The 23,635-nt window shown below is 48.5% G+C and carries 17 protein-coding genes; 14 read left to right on the top strand and 3 right to left on the bottom strand.

Going from position 1 to position 23,635, the window contains the following annotated elements; all coding sequences use genetic code 11:
* Positions 1–85 precede the first annotated feature (85 nt).
* The gene (locus ACERC7_RS05905; RefSeq protein ID WP_373660096.1) at positions 86–1,030 is read right to left on the bottom strand and encodes a magnesium transporter CorA family protein; all 945 of its coding nucleotides are present in this window, start codon (positions 1,028–1,030) and stop codon (positions 86–88) included.
* A 125-nt stretch (positions 1,031–1,155) separates the two neighbouring features.
* On the opposite strand from ACERC7_RS05905, the gene uvrA reads away from it, so the two are divergent.
* From uvrA to ACERC7_RS05835, 14 genes are all read left to right on the top strand, one after another.
* Positions 1,156–3,978, top strand: a complete 2,823-nt coding sequence (gene uvrA / locus ACERC7_RS05900) for an excinuclease ABC subunit UvrA (protein ID WP_373666399.1) — start codon at positions 1,156–1,158, stop codon at positions 3,976–3,978.
* 85 nt (positions 3,979–4,063) lie between these two features.
* A complete protein-coding gene (locus ACERC7_RS05895) occupies positions 4,064–4,246 on the top strand; it encodes a DUF1905 domain-containing protein (protein ID WP_373658004.1) in 183 nt (60 codons plus the stop codon).
* Positions 4,247–4,460: 214 nt separating this feature from the next.
* Positions 4,461–6,479, top strand: coding sequence for an ATP-dependent DNA helicase RecG (recG, locus tag ACERC7_RS05890; RefSeq protein ID WP_373660098.1), 2,019 nt, complete (start codon positions 4,461–4,463; stop codon positions 6,477–6,479).
* A gap of 324 nt (positions 6,480–6,803) precedes the next feature.
* The gene (locus tag ACERC7_RS05885; RefSeq protein ID WP_373658002.1) at positions 6,804–8,351 is read left to right on the top strand and encodes an MFS transporter; all 1,548 of its coding nucleotides are present in this window, start codon (positions 6,804–6,806) and stop codon (positions 8,349–8,351) included.
* Positions 8,352–8,425: 74 nt separating this feature from the next.
* The gene (locus ACERC7_RS05880; protein WP_373666398.1) at positions 8,426–9,448 is read left to right on the top strand and encodes a PfkB family carbohydrate kinase; all 1,023 of its coding nucleotides are present in this window, start codon (positions 8,426–8,428) and stop codon (positions 9,446–9,448) included.
* Between the two features lie 11 nt (positions 9,449–9,459).
* Positions 9,460–11,271, top strand: a complete 1,812-nt coding sequence (gene uidA, locus ACERC7_RS05875) for a beta-glucuronidase (RefSeq protein ID WP_373660102.1) — start codon at positions 9,460–9,462, stop codon at positions 11,269–11,271.
* 169 nt (positions 11,272–11,440) lie between these two features.
* A complete protein-coding gene (locus tag ACERC7_RS05870; RefSeq protein WP_373657998.1) occupies positions 11,441–12,115 on the top strand; it encodes a FadR/GntR family transcriptional regulator in 675 nt (224 codons plus the stop codon).
* A 266-nt stretch (positions 12,116–12,381) separates the two neighbouring features.
* Positions 12,382–13,002: a bifunctional 4-hydroxy-2-oxoglutarate aldolase/2-dehydro-3-deoxy-phosphogluconate aldolase gene (gene eda, locus ACERC7_RS05865; RefSeq protein ID WP_373660104.1), complete on the top strand. Its 621-nt coding sequence runs from the start codon at positions 12,382–12,384 to the stop codon at positions 13,000–13,002.
* Position 13,003: 1 nt separating this feature from the next.
* Positions 13,004–14,404 (top strand): glucuronate isomerase, encoded by a 1,401-nt coding sequence (gene uxaC, locus ACERC7_RS05860; RefSeq protein ID WP_373666397.1) that lies wholly within the window; start codon positions 13,004–13,006, stop codon positions 14,402–14,404.
* An 18-nt stretch (positions 14,405–14,422) separates the two neighbouring features.
* Positions 14,423–15,517, top strand: a complete 1,095-nt coding sequence (locus ACERC7_RS05855; RefSeq protein WP_373666396.1) for a mannonate dehydratase — start codon at positions 14,423–14,425, stop codon at positions 15,515–15,517.
* A 16-nt stretch (positions 15,518–15,533) separates the two neighbouring features.
* Positions 15,534–16,373: an SDR family oxidoreductase gene (locus ACERC7_RS05850; RefSeq protein ID WP_373666395.1), complete on the top strand. Its 840-nt coding sequence runs from the start codon at positions 15,534–15,536 to the stop codon at positions 16,371–16,373.
* A 117-nt stretch (positions 16,374–16,490) separates the two neighbouring features.
* Positions 16,491–18,026, top strand: a complete 1,536-nt coding sequence (locus ACERC7_RS05845) for a beta-glucuronidase (protein WP_373660110.1) — start codon at positions 16,491–16,493, stop codon at positions 18,024–18,026.
* Between the two features lie 78 nt (positions 18,027–18,104).
* Positions 18,105–18,845, top strand: a complete 741-nt coding sequence (locus ACERC7_RS05840; RefSeq protein ID WP_373658011.1) for an HAD family hydrolase — start codon at positions 18,105–18,107, stop codon at positions 18,843–18,845.
* A gap of 9 nt (positions 18,846–18,854) precedes the next feature.
* Positions 18,855–20,651 (top strand): glycoside hydrolase family 3 protein, encoded by a 1,797-nt coding sequence (locus ACERC7_RS05835; RefSeq protein ID WP_373660111.1) that lies wholly within the window; start codon positions 18,855–18,857, stop codon positions 20,649–20,651.
* Between the two features lie 445 nt (positions 20,652–21,096).
* On the opposite strand, the gene ACERC7_RS05830 is transcribed toward ACERC7_RS05835, so the two are convergent.
* On the bottom strand, positions 21,097–22,059 hold the full coding sequence (locus ACERC7_RS05830) for a LacI family DNA-binding transcriptional regulator (protein WP_373666394.1): 963 nt from the start codon (positions 22,057–22,059) through the stop codon (positions 21,097–21,099).
* On the bottom strand, positions 22,059–23,498 hold the full coding sequence (locus tag ACERC7_RS05825; RefSeq protein WP_373657992.1) for a sucrose-6-phosphate hydrolase: 1,440 nt from the start codon (positions 23,496–23,498) through the stop codon (positions 22,059–22,061). The genes ACERC7_RS05830 and ACERC7_RS05825 overlap by 1 nt, the downstream gene beginning before the upstream one ends.
* Positions 23,499–23,635: the final 137 nt, after the last annotated feature.

Below are 23,635 nucleotides of genomic sequence, written 5' to 3'. Positions count from 1 at the left end.
TAAGTTAGGGAGTGGTCAATGGCAGAGCTGAGCTATTCTGATTTATAGAGCTACTGTTAGAAGCCTTGGCACAGAACATGTTTTTTTAGAACCATTTATTTTTGATAAAGTAGACAACAACGCTGAGGCTAAAGCCAAGCGAAATCAAGACAACAATCGTGAAAGCTTGTGGATACTGACTAAAGGGCATACCAGCTTCGCCGACGTTCATGCCGTAAGCTGAGAAAATCACCGTAGGGATATCTAAGGCAATCGTCATCAGCGCTAAGGTTTTCATAATGGTGTTCTGATTGTTGGAGATAATGGCTGCAGACGTCTCTGTCAGAGCTGATAAGACCGTCCCATAGATATCCGCCATCTCCAAGGCCTGCTGGGTCTCAATCAGGGTATCCTCTAGCAAATCTTCGTCTTCGGGGTACTTTTTCAGGCTACTACTATGAGACGATAGCTTTTTAACCACGCGCTCATTGAGTTTCAGGGAAGCCTTCAGGTAAACGACAGACTTTTCCAGCTCCATCATATCGATGACTTGCTCATTTCGGGTGGCACGTTCCAGATGGGCACTAATTCGGTCTGTTTGGCGGTCAATGCTGCGCAACGCTGTCAGAAAGAGCTCAGCATTGCGATAAAGCAGTTGAAAGACGAAACGCGTTTTCATAAAGGTGTAAAAATTCTTCACTCGCTTTTTGAGGAAATTATCAAAGAGAGATAAGGGCTCAAGACAAGTGGTAATAATAGCCTCCTTTGTAACAATGATGCCCAAAGGAATGGTGGCATAGTAATTTTTGTGATTACGCTCTTCCTGGGTCGGAACGTCAACGATAATCAAGGTATAGTTATCCTCGATAGCAACACGTGACGTTTCTTCCACATCGAGCGGTGCACGTAAGTCAGTGATGTCGATATTAAATTGCTCGGCTAATTTGACAGACTCTTCTTGTGAGGGGTTGACTAAATTAATCCAAGAGCCCGGCTGGAAAGTTTCAATTTCGTCAAACTGTCCAACGGATGATAAGAATATCTGTTTCATGATAGCCCTCCTTGATTAATGGTCATACCTTTCTATTATACACTAATTATGAAACTTTTGGGACGAAGTTGTTCTAAAAAATTTGGTATAATGGAAAGATAATGAAGAAAGACTGATAACTAACTATGCAAGATAAACTCATCGTTCGTGGGGCGCGTGCCCACAATTTGAAAGATATCACGGTGGAGATTCCTCGTGACAAACTGGTCGTGGTGACTGGTCTCTCCGGGTCTGGCAAGTCCAGTCTGGCCTTTGATACCATCTATGCCGAAGGGCAACGCCGTTATGTGGAGAGCCTGTCCGCCTACGCCAGACAGTTTTTGGGCAACATGGAAAAGCCTGATGTGGATAGCATCGAGGGGCTCAGCCCTGCCATTTCCATCGACCAAAAAACCACCAGTAAGAACCCACGCTCAACCGTAGGGACAGCGACGGAAATCAACGATTACCTGCGCCTGCTCTACGCGCGGGTCGGCAAGCCCTACTGCGTCAATGGGCACGGTGAGATTGCGGCCAGTTCAGTAGAGCAAATCGTGGATAAGGTTCTAGAGCTGCCCGAACGGACACGGATGCAGATTCTAGCGCCTGTCGTTCGGCGCAAGAAAGGCCAGCACAAACCCTTATTTGAAAAGATTGCCAAGGATGGCTATGTACGGGTGCGGGTCAATGGCGAGGTTTACGATGTGACTGAAGTGCCTGAACTGTCCAAGAGCAAGCTCCATCACATCGAGGTTGTGGTCGACCGTCTGGTCAATAAGGACAGCATTCGGTCGAGACTCTTTGATTCGATCGAGGCGGCCTTGCGACTGGCAGATGGTTACGTCATCATCGACACCATGGACGGCAACGAATTGCTCTTTTCTGAGCACTATGCCTGCCCTGTCTGCGAATTTACCGTGCCTGAGCTGGAGCCGCGACTCTTCTCTTTCAACGCACCGTTTGGTTCTTGTCCGACCTGCGATGGTCTGGGCATACGGCTTGAGGTCGATTTGGACTTGGTTATTCCTGACCCTAGCCTGACCCTGCGTGAGGGGGCGCTTGCACCTTGGAACCCGATTTCTTCTACTTACTACCCTCAAATGCTGGAGCAGGCCATGGGTCAGTTGGGGGTTGATATGGACAAGCCTTGGGCTGACCTGTCTGACACTGATAAGGAGTTGGTGCTCTACGGCTCTGGGGAGCAGGAGTTCCATTTCCACTACGAAAACGAGTTTGGCGGTATTCGTGACATCGACCTACCTTTTGAGGGCGTTGCGGTCAACATCAACCGCCGCTACCACGAGAGCACCAGTGACTATACGCGAAATGTCATGCGTTCCTATATGAACGAGCTGACCTGTGCGACCTGCCACGGCTACCGCCTCAATAGCCAAGCTCTGTCTGTTCGGGTCGGTGGTGAACAGGGAATCCATCTAGGGCAGTTGTCCGACCTGTCCATCGAAAAGCACCTGGCGGTTCTCAACGAGCTGGAACTAGGCGACAACGATGCCATCATTGCTAGACCCATCATCAAGGAAATCCATGATCGCCTGACCTTCCTCAACAACGTCGGGCTCAACTACCTAACCCTGTCTCGCTCCGCAGGCACCCTATCAGGAGGCGAGAGTCAGCGAATTCGCCTAGCGACCCAAATAGGCTCCAACCTATCTGGCGTCCTCTATGTGCTGGATGAGCCTTCTATCGGTCTCCATCAGCGGGACAACGACCGCCTGATTGACAGCTTGAAAAAGATGCGTGACCTAGGCAATACCCTGATTGTCGTGGAACACGACGAGGATACCATGATGGCGGCAGACTGGCTCATTGATGTGGGACCTGGTGCTGGTCAGTTTGGTGGCAAAATTGTCGCCTCTGGCACACCCAAACAAGTCGCCAAGGATAAACAGTCCATCACAGGCGCCTACTTGTCTGGTAAGAAGAACATTCCTGTCCCAACTGAACGACGAGCAGGCAACGGTCGCTTTATCGAGGTCATTGGCGCTACTGAGAACAATCTCAAAAACGTCTCTGCCAAGTTCCCGCTGGGCAAATTCATCGCCGTGACTGGGGTCTCAGGCTCTGGCAAATCAACCCTGATCAACAGTATCCTCAAAAAAGCCATTGCTCAAAAACTTTACAAAAACAGTGACAAACCTGGCAAGCACAAAGCAATCACTGGTATCGAGTACATCGAGCGGTTGATTGACATCGACCAGAGCCCTATTGGGCGGACACCGCGGTCAAACCCTGCGACCTATACCGGGGTCTTCGATGATATTCGTGACCTCTTTGCCCAGACCAACGAAGCCAAAATCCGTGGCTACAAAAAAGGGCGTTTCTCCTTTAATGTCAAAGGGGGACGTTGTGAGGCCTGCTCAGGCGATGGGATTATCAAGATTGAGATGCATTTCCTGCCAGACGTTTATGTGCCCTGCGAGGTCTGCCACGGTCGCCGCTACAATAGTGAGACGCTAGAAGTCCGTTACAAGGACAAGAACATCGCTGAAATTCTTGACATGACGGTCAACGATGCCTTGGAGTTCTTTGCGGCTATTCCCAAAATCGCTCGGAAAATCCAAACCATCAAGGATGTCGGTCTGGGCTATGTCACTCTAGGACAGCCAGCCACTACCCTATCAGGCGGTGAAGCCCAGCGGATGAAACTAGCCAGCGAGCTCCACAAGCGCTCCACAGGCAAGTCCTTCTATATTTTGGACGAGCCGACCACAGGCCTCCACACCGACGACATCGCTCGCCTCCTCAATGTCTTGGAACGCTTCGTCGACGATGGCAATACAGTACTGGTTATCGAGCATAATCTAGATGTCATCAAAACCGCTGACCATATCATCGACCTCGGGCCAGAAGGGGGGGACGGCGGTGGGCAAATCATTGCCACTGGCACACCAGAAGCCGTTGCAGCGGTGGAAGCTAGCTACACAGGCCAGTATTTAAAGGCGAAGCTCTAGTGAAGCTCCTATTACTGGATTAGGTTAATTTGCCTCTCCGCTACAAGCCAGGTAACAGCGCATGGACCTACTATCTTGAAATCCCTTGACCAAGCAACCGACCTTTGGCTGGGGCAAGGTTAAGGTCTATGGTTTGCTAGACGGCATCGAGCTACCCGAACGCTTCTTAGCTCCAAGAAAAGAGAATTTCCCTATCATCTCCATCAACAAGACCTTGCGTGAGGCGCTTCAAAAGACAGATGGTGATATGATTACCGTTACACTTTAGTATGATGGAAGATTAGAAGTCTACACAATCTGTCAGTCATTAAGTGAACTGATAACTACTGAAAAAATTGTGACAACAAAATCATAACCACTCGTCTAAAGAATGGTTATGGTTTTTATTATCTACTGAACATCCCCGTTCTCAATGTGGCAACGCGACACACTTCCAAATAATCAATCATCCTGCTGAAGACGTTTTATGTTATAATAGTCCCATGATAAGCTTACATGACAAGCTGGCTGTGCTCCCAGGCATCGGGCCTAAGTCAGCGGAAAAATTTGCCCAGCTGGGTCTAGTCACTATCGAGGATCTACTGGTTCACTACCCCTTTCGCTACGAGGATTTCAGCAGTCGTCAGGTCCTGGACTTGCTCGACGGCGAAAAGGCTGTGGTAGCAGGCGAGGTCGCCACACCTGCTCATGTTCAGTATTATGGGTTTAAGAAAAATAGGCTGAGCTTCAAACTGCGTCAGGGTGAGGTGGTTGTTGGGGTCAGCTTTTTTAACCAGCCTTACTTGCAGGAAAAGATTCAGGTTGGGCAGCAGGTCGCTATCTTTGGGAAATGGGATACCGCTAAAGGGCACTTGACAGGCATGAAGGTACTGGCACAGTTAAATGAGGACCTGCAACCAGTCTATCACACGACCCAAGGCGTCACCCAAACTAATCTGGTCAAGGCCATCACAGCTGCCATTGATTTGGGGTATCTGACGCTCTTACAAGAAAACCTCCCCCAGTACTTACTAGATAAATATCGCCTGCTCAGTCGACAAGAGGCCTGTTATGCCATGCATTTTCCAACTGATCTGGCCCATTATAAGCAGGCGTTACGACGGGTCAAGTTCGAGGAACTCCTCTATTTTCAGCTGGACTTGCAAGTTTTGAAGCATGAGAACAAACAGGAAACCAGTGGCCTAGCCTTGACCTACGATAAAAAGCGGTTGGACAAACAGGTGGCAGCTCTGCCATTTGCCCTAACCCCAGCCCAAGAAAAGAGCTTAACAGAAATTTTGGCGGATATGGCGTCAGGCAGGCACATGAACCGCCTCTTGCAGGGGGATGTGGGGAGCGGTAAGACCGTGGTGGCAGCGCTAGCCATGTATGCCGCGCTGACGGCCGGCTACCAGTCAGCGCTGATGGTGCCGACAGAGATTTTGGCGGAACAACATGTGGCAAGTCTGCGCCAGCTCTTGCCAGATGTCTCAATCGCTCTCTTGACCTCGGGAATGAAGGCTGCTGCTAAGCGTGCGACCCTAGCTGCCATTGCTGACGGAAGTGTCGATATGGTCGTTGGCACCCACGCTCTGATTCAAGAGGGCGTGACCTACCGCAAGCTGGGACTGGTCATTACCGACGAGCAGCATCGCTTTGGGGTTAAGCAACGGCGGATTTTTCGTGAAAAGGGGGATAATCCCGATGTCCTCATGATGACGGCAACGCCCATTCCAAGGACGTTAGCCATCACAGCCTTTGGGGACATGGATGTGTCCATCATCGACCAGTTGCCTGCTGGACGCAAACCCATCATCACCCGCTGGGTCAAACACAGCCAGTTGGAGCAGGTCTTGGGGTGGCTCAAGGGTGAGCTGTTAAAGGGGGCTCAGGCCTATGTGATTTCTCCTTTGATTGAGGAGAGTGAGAGCTTGGATTTGAAAAATGCCATCGTCCTGCACGAGGAACTATCTGCCTATTTTACGGATGTGACCGCGGTCGGGCTACTCCACGGTCGCCTGAAAAATGAAGAAAAAGATGCCATCATGCAGGACTTCAAATCTCAGAAGACATCGCTGTTAGTATCGACAACGGTCATCGAGGTTGGGGTCAATGTTCCTAATGCCACGGTCATGCTGATTATGGATGCGGACCGTTTCGGACTCAGCCAGCTTCATCAGCTCCGCGGTCGAGTTGGTCGTGGAAATAAACAATCTTATGCCATTTTAGTCGCTAATCCAAAGACTGATTTAGGCAAGGAACGCATGACCATTATGACCGAGACCACAGACGGCTTTGTTCTAGCAGAGACCGACCTCAAGATGCGAGGGTCTGGTGAGATTTTTGGCACCCGTCAATCAGGTCTTCCTGAGTTTAAGGTAGCTGATTTGGTCGAGGATTACCCCATCTTAGAAGAAGCCAGAAAGGTAGCCAGTCAGATAGTGTCTAACCCAGACTGGAAAACTCAACCAGAAAATGCTGTGCTCCTCCCTTATCTCAATAAAAAAGAACACTTTGACTGACGGAGGAAGACCTATCCTCTACCTCAGAAGAAGCCAGAGAAAAAATGATGACCTTGATTAACATCGGGTGATCATTTTTTTATTGAACAAATGGTGCTGGTGCTTAAATGGTTAGTGGCTCTTTTTCTGCTTGATCGAGTAGAAATTGGTATGATGTTTTGTAAAATAAATCTTTTTTCACACAAAAAACATCTTATGTATTTCAATAAAAAGCGATAATTTTAAATAAAAAACACAAAAACACTTGACAATTCATCAGATGAATGATAGAATGACCTTGTAAAAACGTTTCCACCATTTTATTTCAATAAAAGGAGGCTCGTCATGGGTCAACAAACTGTCGATAGAAGCGAGAACGTCGCTTACAACCGTGCTAAGTTGTGGCAAATCATTCTTTTTGCTGCTAACAATACCTCAACCAATATCTATCTGGTTGCCTTTAGTTTTGTTACTTATTTCTCTACTGGGATTTTAGGTTTGGCTGCTATTTTTGTCAGCCAACTCATGGGTTATATCCGTATTTTTGATGGGATTATCGACCCATCAATTGGGGTCTTAATTGATAAGACCGATACCAAATTTGGGAAATACCGTCCGATTTTGATTTTGGGTAATCTTATCACAGCCTTGTCTTTTATCTTTCTCTTCAATATCGATCACTTTGGCAAAGCTTTGACCATGCCACTCTTTATTGTAGCCCTGATTATTCATAAAATAGGCTACTCCATGCAACAAACTATTACCAAGGCAGGTCAGACAGCTTTGACCAATGACCCTAAACAGCGCCCGATTTTCAACATCGCAGACGGTGTCATGTCAGCTATTCTCTTCTCTGGCAGCCAGATTGTTGTGTCTGGGTACTTGATGAAGAAGCATGGGGGCTTTACCGATTCTTTCTTCAATGAACTCATGTGGGGTGTCATCATCATTTCGGCTATCCTAGGAGCTCTGGCTGTTGTCGGTATCTGGGAGAAGGATAATAAGAAATACTTTGGCCTCGGAGAAGAGAAAACTCAAAAGACCGAAATGAAAGATTATATCAAGGTCATCAAGGGCAACAAGCCCCTGCAGGTACTCTCCATCTCTGCTGCTTTAATTAAATTTAGCGCTCAGCTTTTTGGAGATGCGGTAGTGACCGTGATGCTTTTTGGGATTCTCTTTGGTGATTATGCCTTATCTGGTGTGATTTCAGGCTTGATGGTCATTCCAAACGTTTTAGTTACAACCTTTGCCGCTAGCGTTGCTCGTAAGAAAGGGTTGCGTCGAGCTTACATCATGTGTTTACAAGTTGGGATTGCTGCCCTTGCGGGTGTGGCTGGTTTACTCTTTGTAGCTGAACCTGGTAGTTTAAACCTTACTAGCTGGGGTGGGGTTAGTTTAGCCTTTGTTGTTCTCTACGCGCTTGGACGTTACTTTGCCTCAGCGCCGTCAGGTTTGGTATTGACCATGGGCGCTGATATTTCTGACTATGAAACCTCCGTCTCTGGGCGTTATGTGTCAGGGATGATTGGGACCATCTTCTCTTTCACAGATTCTATTGCATCATCCTTTGCTCCGATGGTGGTGGGCTGGGTGCTAGCTGCGGTTGGTTTTGCCAAAGAATACCCAACTGCTGAAACAGCTTTAACCTCTGATTTGAAATTAGCGACCATTGCACTCTTTGCTATCATTCCGATAGCAGTCTTGCTGGTGTCCCTCTTCTTGATGAAATTTTACAAACTTGACAATGAAGAAATGGCACGTGTCCAAGAGAAAATCCACGCCATGAAAGCAGCTAAAGATAATGAACGGGTACAAGACATTGCTAAAAACGTCCCATTATCTGATATGGACTATGTCGACCTATCACAGTACCCAGTAGACGAACCTTAAGGTTTCCTTACTAAAGCGGATTGGTTGTTGCCCATCCGTTTTAGTGCAATAAAAAGCAACTAGAAAGGACAACTATGAATGTTATTGGTTTAGGTGAGGTATTGTGGCGGATTTCGCCACCTGAGCACCTCATGTTCTCACAGACAACCCAATTACAGAGCCAGTTTGGAGGGGCAGAGCTCAATGTTCTGGGAGGGCTAGCTTCCCTTGGTTATAAGACTGAGTTCATCACTGTTTTACCTTATAATAGTGTTGGTCAAGCCTGCCAAAAATTTATCCAGAAACACGGCATTGGTTGTCGGTATCTGCTACATCAAGAGGGTCGTCTAGGACTGTATTTTTACGAACGTGGTTTTGGTGTTAGAAGGAGCCGTATTACCTATGATCGTTCAGGTTCTGCGTTTTCGCAGTCTAATTTTGAGCAGTATGACTGGGAGACAATTTTCAAGGAAGTTGATTGGTTCCATGTCTCAGGCATTACAGCAGCACTTAGTCCAACTTGTTATGACCTAACCTTAAAAGCGATGAAAACGGCTAAAAACCTTGGGATAGGGATTAGTTTTGACCTTAATTACCGTGAGCAGTTGTGGCCTTCTTTTGAAGAAGCTAGACAAGGTCTGACGCCCCTTGTTGAGTTAGCTGATATTTGTATCGGCTTGGAGCCAATCAGTTTACCAGATCAAGCTGGTCACGATGTCAAAGACAATCTTGGCCTGACGCGTCCTTATCAGGATTTGGACCTTGTAGCTAGAGTTGCTAATCAGTTGGTAGAACGTTACCAACTCAAAGCACTCGCTTTTACACAGAGGGAATTAATCAATAATTGCTACCACCTAAAAGGTTTTCTTTACCAAAATGGTCAACTCTTACAAACCCCGCTTGAAGAGACTGTTGCAATCGATCGTGTCGGGACTGGCGATGCCTTCACGACAGGTATTATTTTTGGTCACCTAGATGGTCGCAAGGAACAGTATTTGCTTGACACAGCTATGGCTTGTTTCCTTTACAAACATAGCGTTGAAGGAGATATTAATCTCCTTGGTCGACAAGAACTTGAGGGACTGCTCAGCCATCCCCAACAAGAAATCATAAGATAGGAGAAAATTATATGTTATACCCACTCTTGACCCCAACCCGTAGACTATTTGACCTCAATGGGCTTTGGCACTTTAAGCAGGGGGCTTACGCGCCGTCTGCTCAATCGCGACTGGCGGATGAGGTGGTTAGCGAGCTTATGGTCGTACCGTCCTCTTTCAATGATGTCTTGGTCGACAAGGACAAACGGCTCTTTATCGGAGACAACTGGTATGAGCGCGAGATGGCGTTGCCACCTTTGGCTGACCATGAGGAAGTGGTCTTGCGCTTTGGATCGGTGACCCATCAGGCCAAGGTCTACCTCAATGGGCAACTGGTAGCTGAGCACAAAGGCGGTTTTACTCCTTTTGAAGTGGTGGTGGCTCCTCAGTTTTTGACCGCTTCTCCCCTCAAAATCACGGTTTGTGCCAATAATATTTTGGACTACACCACACTTCCTGTGGGCAACTACATCGAGAAAGCTCTGCCTGATGGTGGCATTAAACAGGTGGTTAAGGAAAACTTTGATTTCTTTAACTACGCAGGGATTCACCGACCTGTCAAGCTCTACACTCGACCAAAACAGCATATTGAGGATATTACTGTCAACTATGTTTTGTCAGAAGATTTATCAGAGGCTCGTATCCGTGTGGCAGTGGCCCAAAGCAGTCAGTTAGAAGCGCGTGTTAGCCTACTTGACGAGCAAGGACGGCTGGTGGCGCAGGGACAAGCTGACCAAAAGTTAACACTGTCTCCAGTGCAACTCTGGCAACCGCTTGATGCTTACCTCTACACCTGCCGTGTGGAACTACTGGATGGGGCAACCGTCGTCGATTGCTACGATGAGCCTTTTGGTCTCCGTAAGGTTGAGGTTAAGGATGCCCAGTTTCTCATCAATAACCACCCCTTTTATTTCAAGGGCTTTGGTAAACATGAGGATACCTATATCAACGGTCGGGGGCTCAATGAAGCTGCTAACCTGATGGACTTGAATTTGCTCAAATCCATCGGTGCCAATTCCTTCCGCACCTCTCATTACCCTTATTCTGAGGAGATGATGCGCTTGGCGGATCGTATGGGAATCGTGGTTATCGATGAAGTGCCTGCGGTTGGGCTCTTCCAGAATTTTACCGCAGCCTTGGATTTGTTAGGCGATAAGGAAACATCTGATAACACCTGGTCAGTCATGAAGACCAAGGAGGCGCATGAAGCGGTCATTCGTGAACTGGTCCAGCGGGATAAGAACCATGCCTGTGTGGTCATGTGGGTGGTTGCTAATGAGCCGTCCTCTCATGAAGCAGGGGCGCGTGAATACTTTGCACCGCTTATCCAGCTCTACCGTGACTTAGACCCTCAAAAACGCCCAGTAACTCTGGTCAATATCATGATGGCTCTGCCAGATAAGGATTTGGTCACGGATTTGCTGGACGTTATCTGCCTCAACCGCTACTATGGCTGGTACAAGGACCATGCTGAATTAGAAGATGCCAAGATAAACCTGAAAGAGGAGTTAGAGCACTGGCATCGCCTTTACCCAGACAAGCCAATCATGTTTACCGAGTACGGTGCAGATACCCTACCTGGCTACCACTCACTCTGGGATATTCCGTATACGGAGGAGTACCAGTGTGACTACTACGCTGCTAACCATGAGGTCTTTGACATCCTACCTTACTTTGTCGGAGAGCAGGTCTGGAACTTTGCTGATTTTGAGACCAATGTCAGTCTCATTCGCATCAAGGGCAACCACAAGGGTCTCTTTAGTCGTAACCGTGACCCTAAACAAGTGGTGCGCTTGTTTAAGGAACGTTGGGCGGCAATCCCTAATTTTGGCTATAAATCATAAAGCGTTAGGCACCTGCACGTTGATGTAGGTGTCTTTCACTATGTGCGGTCAAATGGAGAGGGCAACAAATCAGTAAATGATATAGCTTACTGTAAATTGGAGAGAAATTTTACTCGTATAAGTTGACAGAACGGGTGGGCTTGCTATAATAAAGAGAAGAGGAGGACACATGAAGAAAAGTCATCAACCCTTGGCAGACCAGGCAGCTCAACGGCTGGAAGCCTATATCAAAGAACAGCAATTTGAACCAGGCACGCGCCTGCCCAATGAATACGATTTGGGCGCCTTGTTGCAGGTTGGTCGCAGTACCATTCGTGAGGCCGTTCGTCGGCTGGCTGCCCGCAATATTTTAGAAGTCAGACAGGGATCGGGTACCTATATCAGCAGCAAGAAAGGAGTGGCTGACGATCCGCTTGGATTTGCCTTTATCAAAGATACAGCTAAATTAACCCACGACTTATTTGAAATCCGTTTGCTCTTAGAGCCTCGTGTGGCTGCTAAGGCCGCGCTCAACGCGACGGAAGAGGATTGTCAGGAGCTGGAAGACTTGATTGCAGCCATTGAAGCCTCTTATGATAACCAAACGACCGACCATGTCCAGCTAGACGTGGCTTTACATCGTCGTCTGGCTAAAATGAGTGGCAATCTGGCCTTGGATAGTCTTTTACCGGTTATCCATCAGTCCATCACCCTGATTAACCATAATTTTGCTACAAAAGAGTTACAAGATGATAGCCGTCTGGCCCACCGAAAAATTCTTGAAGCGGTCAAGAGCAAGGACAGCATCCAAGCTCATGATGCTATGCTACGGCATATCCTAGCTGTCAGCGCTGGTTTTGAATAGCGAGTTTCTGAAACAAAACTTTTCTCAGTTCAAAAAACAGAGGTTCATACTTCTTAATGCAGAAAGCAATGGTAGCAAATCCGTTGCTTTTTTGAGATAGTCAGGGGAACTCTTGTCCCATCCCTTCTCTCGAATCATCATATGAATTTAACTTTTTTGCTCCTGTTTCAAATAAAAATAAGTTTTTTCCTTGACAAATCATCTGATGAATGATAGGATAAAATTAGGTAAACGTTTTTATAATCAGCTAATCGAAAGGAGTTAACATGCTAGAACGGCTAAAAACCAACTATGCTTTTGCAGTGATTCGCGGGAAATCATCAGATGATGCTTTGGAGATTTCTCGCCATGCCATCGCAGGAGGGATTAAAAATATCGAAATCACCTACACCACACCAGAGGCCAGTCAGGTCATTGCAACCCTGCTTGACGAGTATGCAGGTGACGAGACCGTGGTCATCGGGGCTGGGACGGTCATGACAGATGATCTGGCGCGTGAGACGTTGGTGGCAGGAGCAAAGTTTCTGGTCAGTCCACATTTTTCCGCCAGTATCCAGCGCCTTGCCCAGGAGGCTGGTAGGCTCTATTTCCCAGGTTGTGCGACAGCCACAGAGATTGTGGCAGCGATGGAGGTCGGTTGTGAGATCATCAAGCTATTCCCTGGCGGCAGTTTAGGGCCTGCTTTTATCAAGGATATTCACGGACCGCTACCACAGGTAGAGCTTATGCCATCGGGCGGGGTGTCAATTGACAATGTCGCCAGCTGGAAGGCAGCCGGTGCTTGTGCGGTTGGTGTTGGCTCTGCCTTGAGTGCCAAGGTGGAGACTGAGGGCTACGCCAGTGTGACAACTTTTGCCCAAGCCTTTATGGCAGCAGTGGAGGGATAAGATGACTTTTAATGATATGGACTTTATGTTGACGACGGCAAGCGCCAAACACCTGTACAGCTTTGCCAAGGACATGTCAATCTACGATTTCCATTGCCACCTGGATCCGCAGGCGATTTTTGAGGATAAGCCCTACCACAACATCGTTGACCTCTGGTTGGCTGGTGACCATTACAAGTGGCGTCTCATGCGGACAAATGGCATAGCGGAGGACTTGATCACTGGTGAAGCCCCAAAATCGGAGAAATTCCGAGCATGGATTGAAACCGTCAGCAGGGCTTTCGGGAACCCGCTCTACCATTGGAGCCATCTGGAGTTGAAAACCGTTTTTGGGATTGATGAGGTCATCAAGGCTGAGAACTGGAAGAGCCTATATGACCGACTGAACAACATCCTAGCAGGTGGCGCCATCAGCCCTCGGTCGCTCCTACGCTTAGCCAAAGTCAAGTTTGTTGGCACAACTGACCATCCCTTAGATGACCTCGTCTGGCATGAGAAAATTGCAGCAGATGAGACCATTGATATGGTGGTAGCGCCGACCTTCCGTCCAGATGAGGTTTTTGTGGCTCATGCCAATTTTGCCAACTTTATTGACCGTCTGGCGATCAAGACAGGCCGTACTATCACAGGTTTTGCAGATGTAGTCGCTGCAATGGAAGACCGAATCGCCTACTTTGTGGCGCATGGTTGTCAGGCGTCAGACATCAGCTTTGGGGCAGTGCAGTACCTGGCGACTGAACCAGAACAGTTGGACGAGATTTTGACCAAGGCGCTAGCTGGTCAACCCCTGACAGAAGAAGACAAGGCCTACTGGCAATCAGGCATCTATCTGGCACTCTGCAAACTCTATCACCAGTACGGTTTAGTGACCCAAGTTCATTTTGGAGCTGTTCGTAACAGCCATAGCCGTCTCTCTGGTCAGCTGGGACCTGATAGCGGATTTGATTCTATGGGTGACCAGATTGATCTGGCCGATCACCTCAACCGCTTCCTCGATGCCCTAGCTAGCAGCGACCAGCTACCTAAAATGGTCTGGTACACTCTTAATCCGAGTTACAATGTACTTTTGGCCAATACGCTGGCCAATTTCCAAGCGAATTCGGCTGGTCAGCGTAGTCAGTTACAGTTTGGAGCAGGTTGGTGGTTCAATGACACCAAGACTGGCATGATAGATCAGATGACCCATTATGCAGAGCAGGGTCTCTTGGCCAACTTTATTGGGATGTTAACTGATTCACGGAGCTTCATGTCCTTCCAGCGGCATGATTATTTCCGCCGTATCCTCTGCAGTTTTATCGGTGACTGGGTTGAGGCAGAAGAAATCCCAAATGATGATGACCTGCTCAAGCCTTTTATCGAAGGTATTTGCTACCATAACGCTCAGCTATTTTTCAACAATTAACCCCTAAGGAGACAAGTCATGAAAATGTCCTTTCGTTGGTACGGGAAAAAGGATCCCGTTACCCTAGAAGAAATTAAAGCAATCCCTGGGATGCAAGGAATTGTCACAGCTGTTTATGATGTGCCTGTTGGTCAAGCCTGGCCTCTGGAGAACATTCTAGAGTTGAAAAGACAGGTGGAGGCTGCTGGCCTTGAGATTACCGTGATTGAGTCCATCCCGGTCCATGAAGACATCAAACAGGGCAAGCCCAACCGTGATGAGTTGATTGAAAACTACAAGACCTCAATTAAAAACGTTGGAGCAGCAGGGATTCCAGTGGTCTGCTACAACTTTATGCCCGTTTTTGACTGGACGCGATCAGACCTTCATCACCCACTACCAGACGGCACCACCTCGTTAGCCTTTCTCAAGGCTGACTTAGCAGGGGTTGACCCTGTGGCAGATGACCTTAACCTGCCAGGTTGGGACTCGTCCTATTCTAAGGAGGAGATGAAGGCCATCATTGAGAATTATCGTGAAAACATTAGTGAAGAAGACCTCTGGGAGAACTTGGAATACTTCATCAAGGCCATCATGCCAACGGCTGAGGCGGCTGGTGTCAAAATGGCCATTCATCCTGATGATCCTCCATATGGTATCTTTGGTTTGCCACGCATCATCACAGGTCTCAAGTCTGTGGAGCGTTTCCTCGACCTCTACGATTCGCCAAACAATGGCATCACCATGTGTGTCGGCTCTTACGCGTCTGACCCAGCTAACGATGTGCTAGCCATCCACGAATACGCCCTCAAGCGCAATCGGATTAACTTTATGCACACCCGTAACGTGACCGCAGGCGATTGGGGCTTCCAAGAGACCGCTCACCTGTCCTCGGCTGGTGACATTGACATGAACGCGGTCATCAAGCTCTTGGTTGATTACAACTGGCAAGGGGCGCTACGTCCTGACCATGGGCGTCGCATCTGGGGTGACCAGGCCAAGACCCCTGGTTACGGCCTCTACGATCGTGCCTTGGGAGCGGCTTATTTCAATGGTCTCTACGAGGCCAACATGCGAGCGGCTGGAAAAACCCCTGATTTTGGCATCAAGACCAAAACAGTCAGAGATAACTAGAAAGGAAAAAATTAATATGACAAAGGTGATTTCGTTTCAGGATAAGGTTGTGGTGATTACAGGTGCAGGGGGTGTGCTCTGCGGTTCGATGGCTAAGGCCTTTGCCGAGGCAGGAGCTAAGGTTGCTCTGCTGGACCTCAACCAAGAGGCTGCCCAAGTTTTTGAGGATGCTATTGTGGCTGATGGCGGTGTGGCCAAGGCGTACAAGGCCAATGTCCTTGAAAAAGACAGTTTAGAAGAGGTGCGTGAGGCAGTGTTGGCAGACCTTGGCCCTTGCGACATCCTCATCAACGGGGCCGGAGGTAATAATCCACGCGCCACAACCGATAATGAGTTTCATACTCTTGACCTGCCAGAGAGGACCAAGTCCTTCTTTGACCTTGACAAGGCTGGGATTGAATTTGTCTTCAACCTCAACTATCTGGGGACGCTTCTGCCGACGCAGGTTTTTGCCCCAGACATGGTCGGTCGACAAGGGGCAAATATTATTAACATCTCCAGTATGAATGCCTATACCCCTCTGACCAAAATCCCTGCCTACTCAGGGGCTAAATCAGCAATTTCAAACTTTACCCAGTGGCTGGCGGTTCATTTTTCTCAGGTGGGTATCCGTTGCAATGCTATCGCTCCAGGCTTCTTGGTAACCAACCAAAACCGCGGCTTGCTCTTCAACGAAGATGGCACGCCATCTGCCCGTGCAGAGAAAATCTTGCGCAACACACCTATGGGTCGCTTTGGTGAAGCTGAAGAGTTAATCGGTGGCATCTTCTTCCTGGCTGATGAGAACCTATCTAGCTTTGTCAACGGCGTTGTCTTGCCGATTGATGGTGGCTTCTCTGCCTATTCAGGTGTGTAATGGTTATAAGACTGGTATAAGATCACAGGTTAGCTGGAGTAGCCCCTACCCTTCTGTCAATCTAGCAGGGTGGGATTGACCAGCTAACCTTAATCCCTATAAGAAAGGATGACAGGCATGGTGCACTTACATTTACAAACAGACGGCTTACAACCCCTTCATGAGACCAATCCCCTCTTGGTTTCTTACAATATTGAGTTTGCTGAGGTGACGGGTGGGACCTTTTGGAAGGCTTATTCGCCAGAGGAAATCGCAGGGACTAAGGACTTCTATGTAGAACCGATAGGCGAAGGCATTACAGCCATGTACAAGGATTTGATGCAGTATTATGATCCGATTGACCTGTCCAATGAGAAGCTCCGCTATTTGGCCAAAGAACTGGGCGAAGCCTGGATTCGGGTGTCGGGAACTTGGGCGACCAAGACCTATTATGATTTTGATGGCAGAGCTGGTGGTCAAGTGCCTGATGGCTATCTCAACCTCCTGACTAAGGAGCAGTGGATCGGTGTCTTGGACTTTGTCAAGGCGGTTGGGGGACACCTCATGGTGTCTTTGGCCAACTGTCCTGGGCTGCATTCGGCGGAGGAGCCCTGGAATCCCGAGCAATCTAAGCAGCTCTTTGCCCTCAGTCAACGCTATGGAGTGCCGATTGAAGCGGTAGAATTTACTAATGAGCCGAACATGATGGAGGAGACGGGTTTTCCAAAAGGCTATACCGCAGCCCATTATCGTAGGGACCATGACCTTTTCTTTGCCTGGTTAGGTGAGCATTACCCAGACTGTCTCAGGGTGGGGCCAAGTACTACAGGTGGGGATAACATCGTCTTTGGTAAGCCTGATACGACAGGTACGGGTGGTGTTGAGCAACTGGTCGGTGAGGTGGCCAACTGTGAGGATCTCTTGGAAGGGACCAAAGAAGGCTTGGACGTCTTTTCTTACCACTACTACAATGGGGTGTCCGAACGTCTAGCGCCAGTCCTGCCAAGTGGTCATTGGTCAGCTGAGGAGGCTTTGTCAGAGGAGTATCTGGCGGTGTCTGGGAATTTCTGTCAGACCTACTTGCCGCTGCGAGACCGCTTTGTGCCTGGAGCGGAGATGTGGGTGACGGAGTCGGGGGATGCTGGCGGCGGTGGCAATACCTGGGCATCGACTTATCTGGATGTCCCACGGACCCTCAATGAATTGGGAACCTTTGCTAGTTTGACCAAGGGGGTTATTTTCCACAATACCTTGGCGGCTTCTGATTATGGTTTCTTAGAACGGGTGGTCTTTACCCCACGGCCAAATTACTTTGCTGTGCTCCTTTGGAACCGCCTGATGGGGCAGCAGGTCTTTGCCAGTGGTGAACCTATTCGAGAGGGGGCGCATGTCTTTGTCCATTCTCGTCAAGATGGCAAGGGAGGTTATGCTTATCTGGTCATCAACAATTCAGAGACGAGCGCAACACGGGTAACCCTGCCAACATCGGCGGACCTTTACCTGATCGCCCCTACTGAAGGCAAGCGTCGTTCGGCTGTCATGACCTTGAACGGTCAGAGCTTGCAGTTGACCAGTGCTGGCACTTTACCAGACCTCCCAGCTGTTAGACAGGCTGCTGGGGACTTGGACTTGCCTCCTGCCAGCTGTGCCTTTATTTTGCTGGATGCAGACTAGGCTAATCATGTGAACAAGGAGGATACTGTGACAACACGAGCAACCTATCTTTTCTGTGTGGATTCAGATGGCTGTGCCATGGATACTATGACTTACAAGCACGAGCTTTTCTTTGGTCCGCTGATCACGAAACATTTTCCGATTGCAGACCCAGATGCTTTTCAAACAGACTGGGAGAAACTCAATCTCTATTCCCGTACCCGTGGGGTCAACCGCTTTACGGGTCTGGTCATGTCCTTGCAAGCGGCTGGGGTGACAGGTATTGATCGCTTGGTGGATTGGGCTAAGACGACTGATTCGCTGTCCAACGCCTCCTTAGAGGCGGCAATTGCTGAGCAGGACAGCCAGGATTTGCAGGCAGCCCTGGATTGGTCTAATGATGTTAACACCCACATCAAAGCCTATGAGGGTGAGGCGTTAGCCTTTCCGAATGCCAGAGAAGGACTTAAAAAACTCAGTCAGTTAGGCGAGGTCTATGTGGTTAGCTCTGCCAATCGCGAAGCGGTCGAAGAAGAATGGAGCGACCAAGGGCTTCTGGAGTTTGTGACGGACCTCTACTGCCAAGACCGCGGCAAAAAAGAAGATGTCCTCGCTCAGCTCCTGACCAGGGTGGAGAAACCAGACCATTTGCTGATGATTGGAGACTCCCCAGGCGATTGTCAGGCGGCCGAGCAAAATGGTGTGGCTTTCTATCCGATTATCGTCGGGGATGAGGCCCAGTCTTGGTCAGACTTGTTAGAGCATGAAGCGGATAACGTTATCGCAGGTTGTTATGATGAAGCAAGCTATAAGAGCCGCTTCTGGGAGAATTTAGATTAAGGAGAATTTATGACACATCTTGTTGATTTAACCAAAACGCCTTACAACTTGGATAAGGCGGCCATTGCTTGGGTGGAAGAGACCATCGCTGGCATGACCTTAGATGAAAAAATCGGTCAACTCTTTGTCAATATGGGAGCCAGCCGTAGCGAGGACTACCTGACAGAAGTCTTGGATACTTATAAGATTGCTGCAGTTCGCTACAATAAGGGAACAGCCGCAGAAGTCTGGGAGCAAAATTACATTTTGCAAACCAAGTCTAAGATTCCGCTCCTCATCGCTGCCAATACAGAAGCTGGTGGTGATGGGGCCGTGACAGACGGGACAAAGGTCGGTGACGAAATCAAAATCGCAGCGACCAACGACCCTCGCTATGCTTATGACATGGGCAAAATTGCTGGGATTGAGGCCTCAGCTGTCGGCTGCAATGCCTCCTTTGCCCCAATCATGGATTTGACCCGAAACTGGCGCAATCCCATCATTGCTAACCGTACCTGGGGGGCTGATGTGGATCAGACCATCGAGCTCTCCAGGGCCTACATGACAGGGATTATGGAACAGGGCATTCTGCCCTTTGCCAAGCATTTCCCAGGGGACGGGATTGATGAGCGTGACCATCACCTCTCCTATGCAGCCAACCCCATGACCAAGTCTGAGTGGATGGAGAGTTTTGGACGGATTTATAAGGAAATGACTGACGCAGGGTTACCAGGGGTGATGGCTGGTCACATTCACCTGCCAAATGTTGAAAAAGAACTGCACCCAGAGCGTGAGCTGGATGACATGTTGCCTGCTTCTCTCAATAAGACGCTGTTGGATGAGCTCCTGCGCGGCGAATTGGGTTATAACGGTGCAATCGTGACCGATGCCTCTCACATGATTGGGATGACAGCATCCATGCCCCGTCGAGAGCTTTTGCCGACGGCTATCGAGGCAGGGTGTGACCTTTTCCTCTTCTTCAATGACCCTGATGAAGACATCGCTTGGATGAAAGAGGGGTATGAGAAGGGGATTCTGACAGACGAACGCCTGCATGATGCCCTGCGTCGGACGCTGGGACTCAAGGCCAAACTGGGCCTTCATACCTTCGAAGGACGCCGTGAAGACATCCTGTTGCCAAAAGAGGAGGCTCTGTCTCGCATTCATACGGCAGAAGCGCAAGCCATTTCAGATGAGGTAGCAGACAAGGCCATTACCCTCGTTAAGGCCAAGCAACAAGGGATCTTCCCTGTGACGCCAGAGCGCTACAAGCGAATTCTAATTGTCAATGTTGAGGGCTACAAGGGTGGCTTTGGAGCTATGATTAACGCTGGGAAAAAGCGAGCATCTGACAAGGTCAAAGAACTCTTAGAGGCCAGAGGGCACGAGGTTGCCATCTGGGAGTCCACCGAAGAGCGAATCATGAAACTGCCTCCTGAGGAGCGCGGAGCAGCCATTGCCAATGTCTATGCTCAGAAACAACCGATTGCCAATCTGACCGACCACTATGACCTCATCATTAACTTGGTCGATGTCAACTCAGGAGGTACAACCCAGCGCATCATCTGGCCAGCAGCCAAGGGGACGCCAGACCAACCTTTTTATGTGCACGAAGTGCCAACCATCGTCATCTCTGTTCAGCATGCCTTTGCCCTAGCAGATATGCCACAGGTCGGTACTTACATCAATACCTACGACAGTATGGACAACACCATGACAGCCCTAGTAGCGAAATTGGCTGGTGAGTCAGAATTCACAGGCATGTCACCTGTTGATGCTTTCTGTGGCTTGCTTGACACCCAGATTTGGCGGAATCCGAAGAGCTGACGAACCATTAACGAAACTAGCGAGGCATATGCCGAGAGTACAAACACCAGCTAGACCGAATCAGATTTCTGAAGTGAATCATAGAACTCTAGACGATACCGTCTAGCCAACATTATTCTCGCCCACAAAATAAAAAAATAAGGCAGATATAAAGCCCTTGCTAGGAGTATCATCTTAGCAAGGGCTTTATCGTTATTGAGTTAGTAGGTGTAGTAGTCGAAGAATAACATCAGCTGTATTCAGCGTACTCTCTAATCAGAGATTAGTCAACTGGTGTCCTCTACATCAAGAACATTAAGAGCAAGAAATCCTATGAGAGTAGAAAACCTAAGACTTTTCTACTCTCATAGAGAAAAAAGAGTTTTTTTACTTATACGCATCAAGTAACCGAGATAAGACAAATTGAAGCACCCGAGTGCTAACTTGTCTCTTAAACGTTTTACTTTCAAACACTTCCCCCAGTTAGGAGAGTAATCGGCAAGATATACTCACGATTAGTTTGTTGCTTATCAATTTTTTTCGTGAGGACATCAACCAAAAGCTCTGCTATTTCCCGCAGGGGTTGCTTAATGGTCGTCAACTCGGGATGATAGGTCTCGATAAAGTGTGTGCCATCATAGCCGATGATTTTCAGTTGCTCAGGGATCTGTAAGCCCAGCTGGCGAGCAGTGCTCATGGTCAAAAGTGCTGTCAGATCATCAGAAACAAAGACCCCATCCGGCTGGTGTTGTGTCAAGCAAGATTTGATTTCCATGGTTTTACGAATGGGAGAAAAGTCTGTCGGGATATTGACGACAGGAGCTTGAGGCAAAATAGACTGAAAACCTTGACGTCGTAGGCCTGTTGGTGAGTCCGAATTATCATTACCAGCAATCATCATGATGCGTTGACAGCCAGAGCGGTGCAAGGTCATAGCAGCCGTAATCCCGCCAGCAAAGTTATCCGATGAAATCACCGTAATATCAGGAGCTAGGTTACGGTCGAATGAAACGATAGGAGCTTCCACTCGCTGGTAGTCGTCAATTCCCAAGTTATGGCTAGATGAGATAATACCGTCGACTTGGTTGGCTGCCAGCATCTCTAGATACTCTCGTTCCTTGTCAGGGTCATTTTGGCTGTTGCAGATGATGACCTTGTAGCCTTTTTTGAAGAGTTCAATCTCAAGGTATTCAATCAGTTCGGCGTAAAAAACGTTGGAAATCTTTGGGAAAATCAGACCGATGAGCTTGGCTGATTTGCCCTGCAAGCTCCGCGCCAGATTGTTAGGCTTGTAGCCCAGTTCTTTCATGGCTTCCTGAACCTTTTGAATCGTCTTCTCAGACAGGTAGCCTTTTTTATTGATGACCCGAGAGACGGTGGTCGGACTGACCCCAGCCAGTTCCGCCACGTCGGTAAGTTTTGCAACCATTATTTCGCTAATTCAAAGTAGCTACCAGTTACCTGCCCAGACAAAAGCGCAATGCCGGTCTGCTCAGCCGTTGGAAAGACCCGACTGGTAAAGACTTTTTCTCCTTTATTGATAAAAATTTCCACGATGGACTTGTCCACAAAGACATTGAGCGTCACTGCACCAGCAGCCACTTGGCAGCTCCTCGTTGTGCCAAAGTCAGTCGCAAAGGGGACCCCCACCTGACTGCGATCCAGTTCTATGATACCATTTTCCGTGTCCACTGTCAGGCGCAAACCATTCCCCTCACGATCAGCAAAGAGCAGGAGCTCGCTCACTTGCCCAGGAGCGCAGCTAAGCTCCAGCTCGTAGCTGTTTTGGGTCAATGGCAGAGCAGAGAAAACCTGTTCGCTTCGTCTCAGGCTAGTGATGGCTGGAACAGGGTACTGGTAGAGCTTGCCGTCTTTGATGGATAGCTCCTTAACCAAACTCATGGCACCCTGATAGCCATAGTCGTCAGTTGGGTAGTCCACATCAGGCAGACCAATCCAGCTGACAATCAGCGCCCGCCCGTCAGGCGTGTTAAACCCTTGAGTGGCATAGCACTCAAAGCCCTCATCAAGGTTGATGATAGTGCTTGGATTGGTCAGACGGGCTGCTTCAGCATCAAAAGTTTGACCGATGACATAGGTGTTAGGGTAGATGTTTTGGTAGTCCAGCTCTGCCTTGTCCAGACCTTGCGGGCTGTAGAGGAGAACAGGCTGTCCATCAACAAAGACCAGATTAGGGCATTCAATCATGTACTCACTCCCTCTTCCACCGAAGTCTAGGTTACCCACTTCAGACCATTTGGTCACGTCACGATCTTCAGCCTTGTAGAGCTTGATAAAGCCTTGTTTATCATGGTTTTGAGCGCCGACGATGGCATAAAATTCATTCTCGTATTCAAAAATCTGTGGATCACGAAAATGCTCAGTCGCATCACTAGCTGGCGCAATCAGCACCTCGGCGATTTTCTCGATTTGTCCCGTCTGATCCATCCAAGCGCCGACCTGCAAGGGTGTCCGCACCCAATTCTCATCGCGGACATTGCCCGTATAGAAGATAAAGAGTTTCCCATCTATCTCATAGGCTGAACCTGAATAAGCACCGTGGCTGTCCAGTGGCGTGTCTGGGTAGATGACTGTGCCGGTCTCCGTGAAGCGAACCAAATCTTCGCTCTCCGTATGCACCCAGGACTTGAGCCCATGAGCAGGACCGTAGGGCCAGCTCTGGTAAAAGAGGGTAAACTTCCCATTAAAGTAAGAAAAACCGTTGGGGTCATTGAGCATTCCTGATGTGGGCTCGATATGGTAACCTGCTCGCCATGGAGAACTGGCTGTCTTGTCTTGAATATCAGTCAGTTCTTTTTCTGTCCAATCCTCGTAGCGCTTATAGCGTATCTCTGTCGGTAAATTCATGTTCAAACCTTTCTAGTCAGTTATCGTCACTATATATAGTAAACGTTTGCGACTGAAAAATCAAGGATTTTTAGTAAAAATAAAAAATTTCTGCAAAACGCTTGACATATTTTAGAAAGGTGATAAAATAAAAGGGT

It is taken from the genome of Streptococcus sp. E17BB (genome assembly GCF_041807725.1).
In the GTDB taxonomy this organism is placed as follows: domain Bacteria; phylum Bacillota; class Bacilli; order Lactobacillales; family Streptococcaceae; genus Streptococcus; species Streptococcus entericus.
This window is presented reverse-complemented; position numbering and strand designations above follow the sequence as displayed.

Coding starts and splice junctions, on each gene's coding strand:
- uidA (WP_373660102.1), top strand. CDS start 9,460: ATGTTATACCCACTCTTGACCCCAACCCGTAGACTATTTGACCTCAAT.
- uvrA (WP_373666399.1), top strand. CDS start 1,156: ATGCAAGATAAACTCATCGTTCGTGGGGCGCGTGCCCACAATTTGAAA.
- ACERC7_RS05845 (WP_373660110.1), top strand. CDS start 16,491: ATGGTGCACTTACATTTACAAACAGACGGCTTACAACCCCTTCATGAG.
- ACERC7_RS05850 (WP_373666395.1), top strand. CDS start 15,534: ATGACAAAGGTGATTTCGTTTCAGGATAAGGTTGTGGTGATTACAGGT.
- ACERC7_RS05870 (WP_373657998.1), top strand. CDS start 11,441: ATGAAGAAAAGTCATCAACCCTTGGCAGACCAGGCAGCTCAACGGCTG.
- eda (WP_373660104.1), top strand. CDS start 12,382: ATGCTAGAACGGCTAAAAACCAACTATGCTTTTGCAGTGATTCGCGGG.
- uxaC (WP_373666397.1), top strand. CDS start 13,004: ATGACTTTTAATGATATGGACTTTATGTTGACGACGGCAAGCGCCAAA.
- recG (WP_373660098.1), top strand. CDS start 4,461: ATGATAAGCTTACATGACAAGCTGGCTGTGCTCCCAGGCATCGGGCCT.
- ACERC7_RS05880 (WP_373666398.1), top strand. CDS start 8,426: ATGAATGTTATTGGTTTAGGTGAGGTATTGTGGCGGATTTCGCCACCT.
- ACERC7_RS05825 (WP_373657992.1), bottom strand. CDS start 23,498: ATGAATTTACCGACAGAGATACGCTATAAGCGCTACGAGGATTGGACA.
- ACERC7_RS05885 (WP_373658002.1), top strand. CDS start 6,804: ATGGGTCAACAAACTGTCGATAGAAGCGAGAACGTCGCTTACAACCGT.
- ACERC7_RS05830 (WP_373666394.1), bottom strand. CDS start 22,059: ATGGTTGCAAAACTTACCGACGTGGCGGAACTGGCTGGGGTCAGTCCG.
- ACERC7_RS05835 (WP_373660111.1), top strand. CDS start 18,855: ATGACACATCTTGTTGATTTAACCAAAACGCCTTACAACTTGGATAAG.
- ACERC7_RS05855 (WP_373666396.1), top strand. CDS start 14,423: ATGAAAATGTCCTTTCGTTGGTACGGGAAAAAGGATCCCGTTACCCTA.
- ACERC7_RS05905 (WP_373660096.1), bottom strand. CDS start 1,030: ATGAAACAGATATTCTTATCATCCGTTGGACAGTTTGACGAAATTGAA.
- ACERC7_RS05840 (WP_373658011.1), top strand. CDS start 18,105: ATGGATACTATGACTTACAAGCACGAGCTTTTCTTTGGTCCGCTGATC.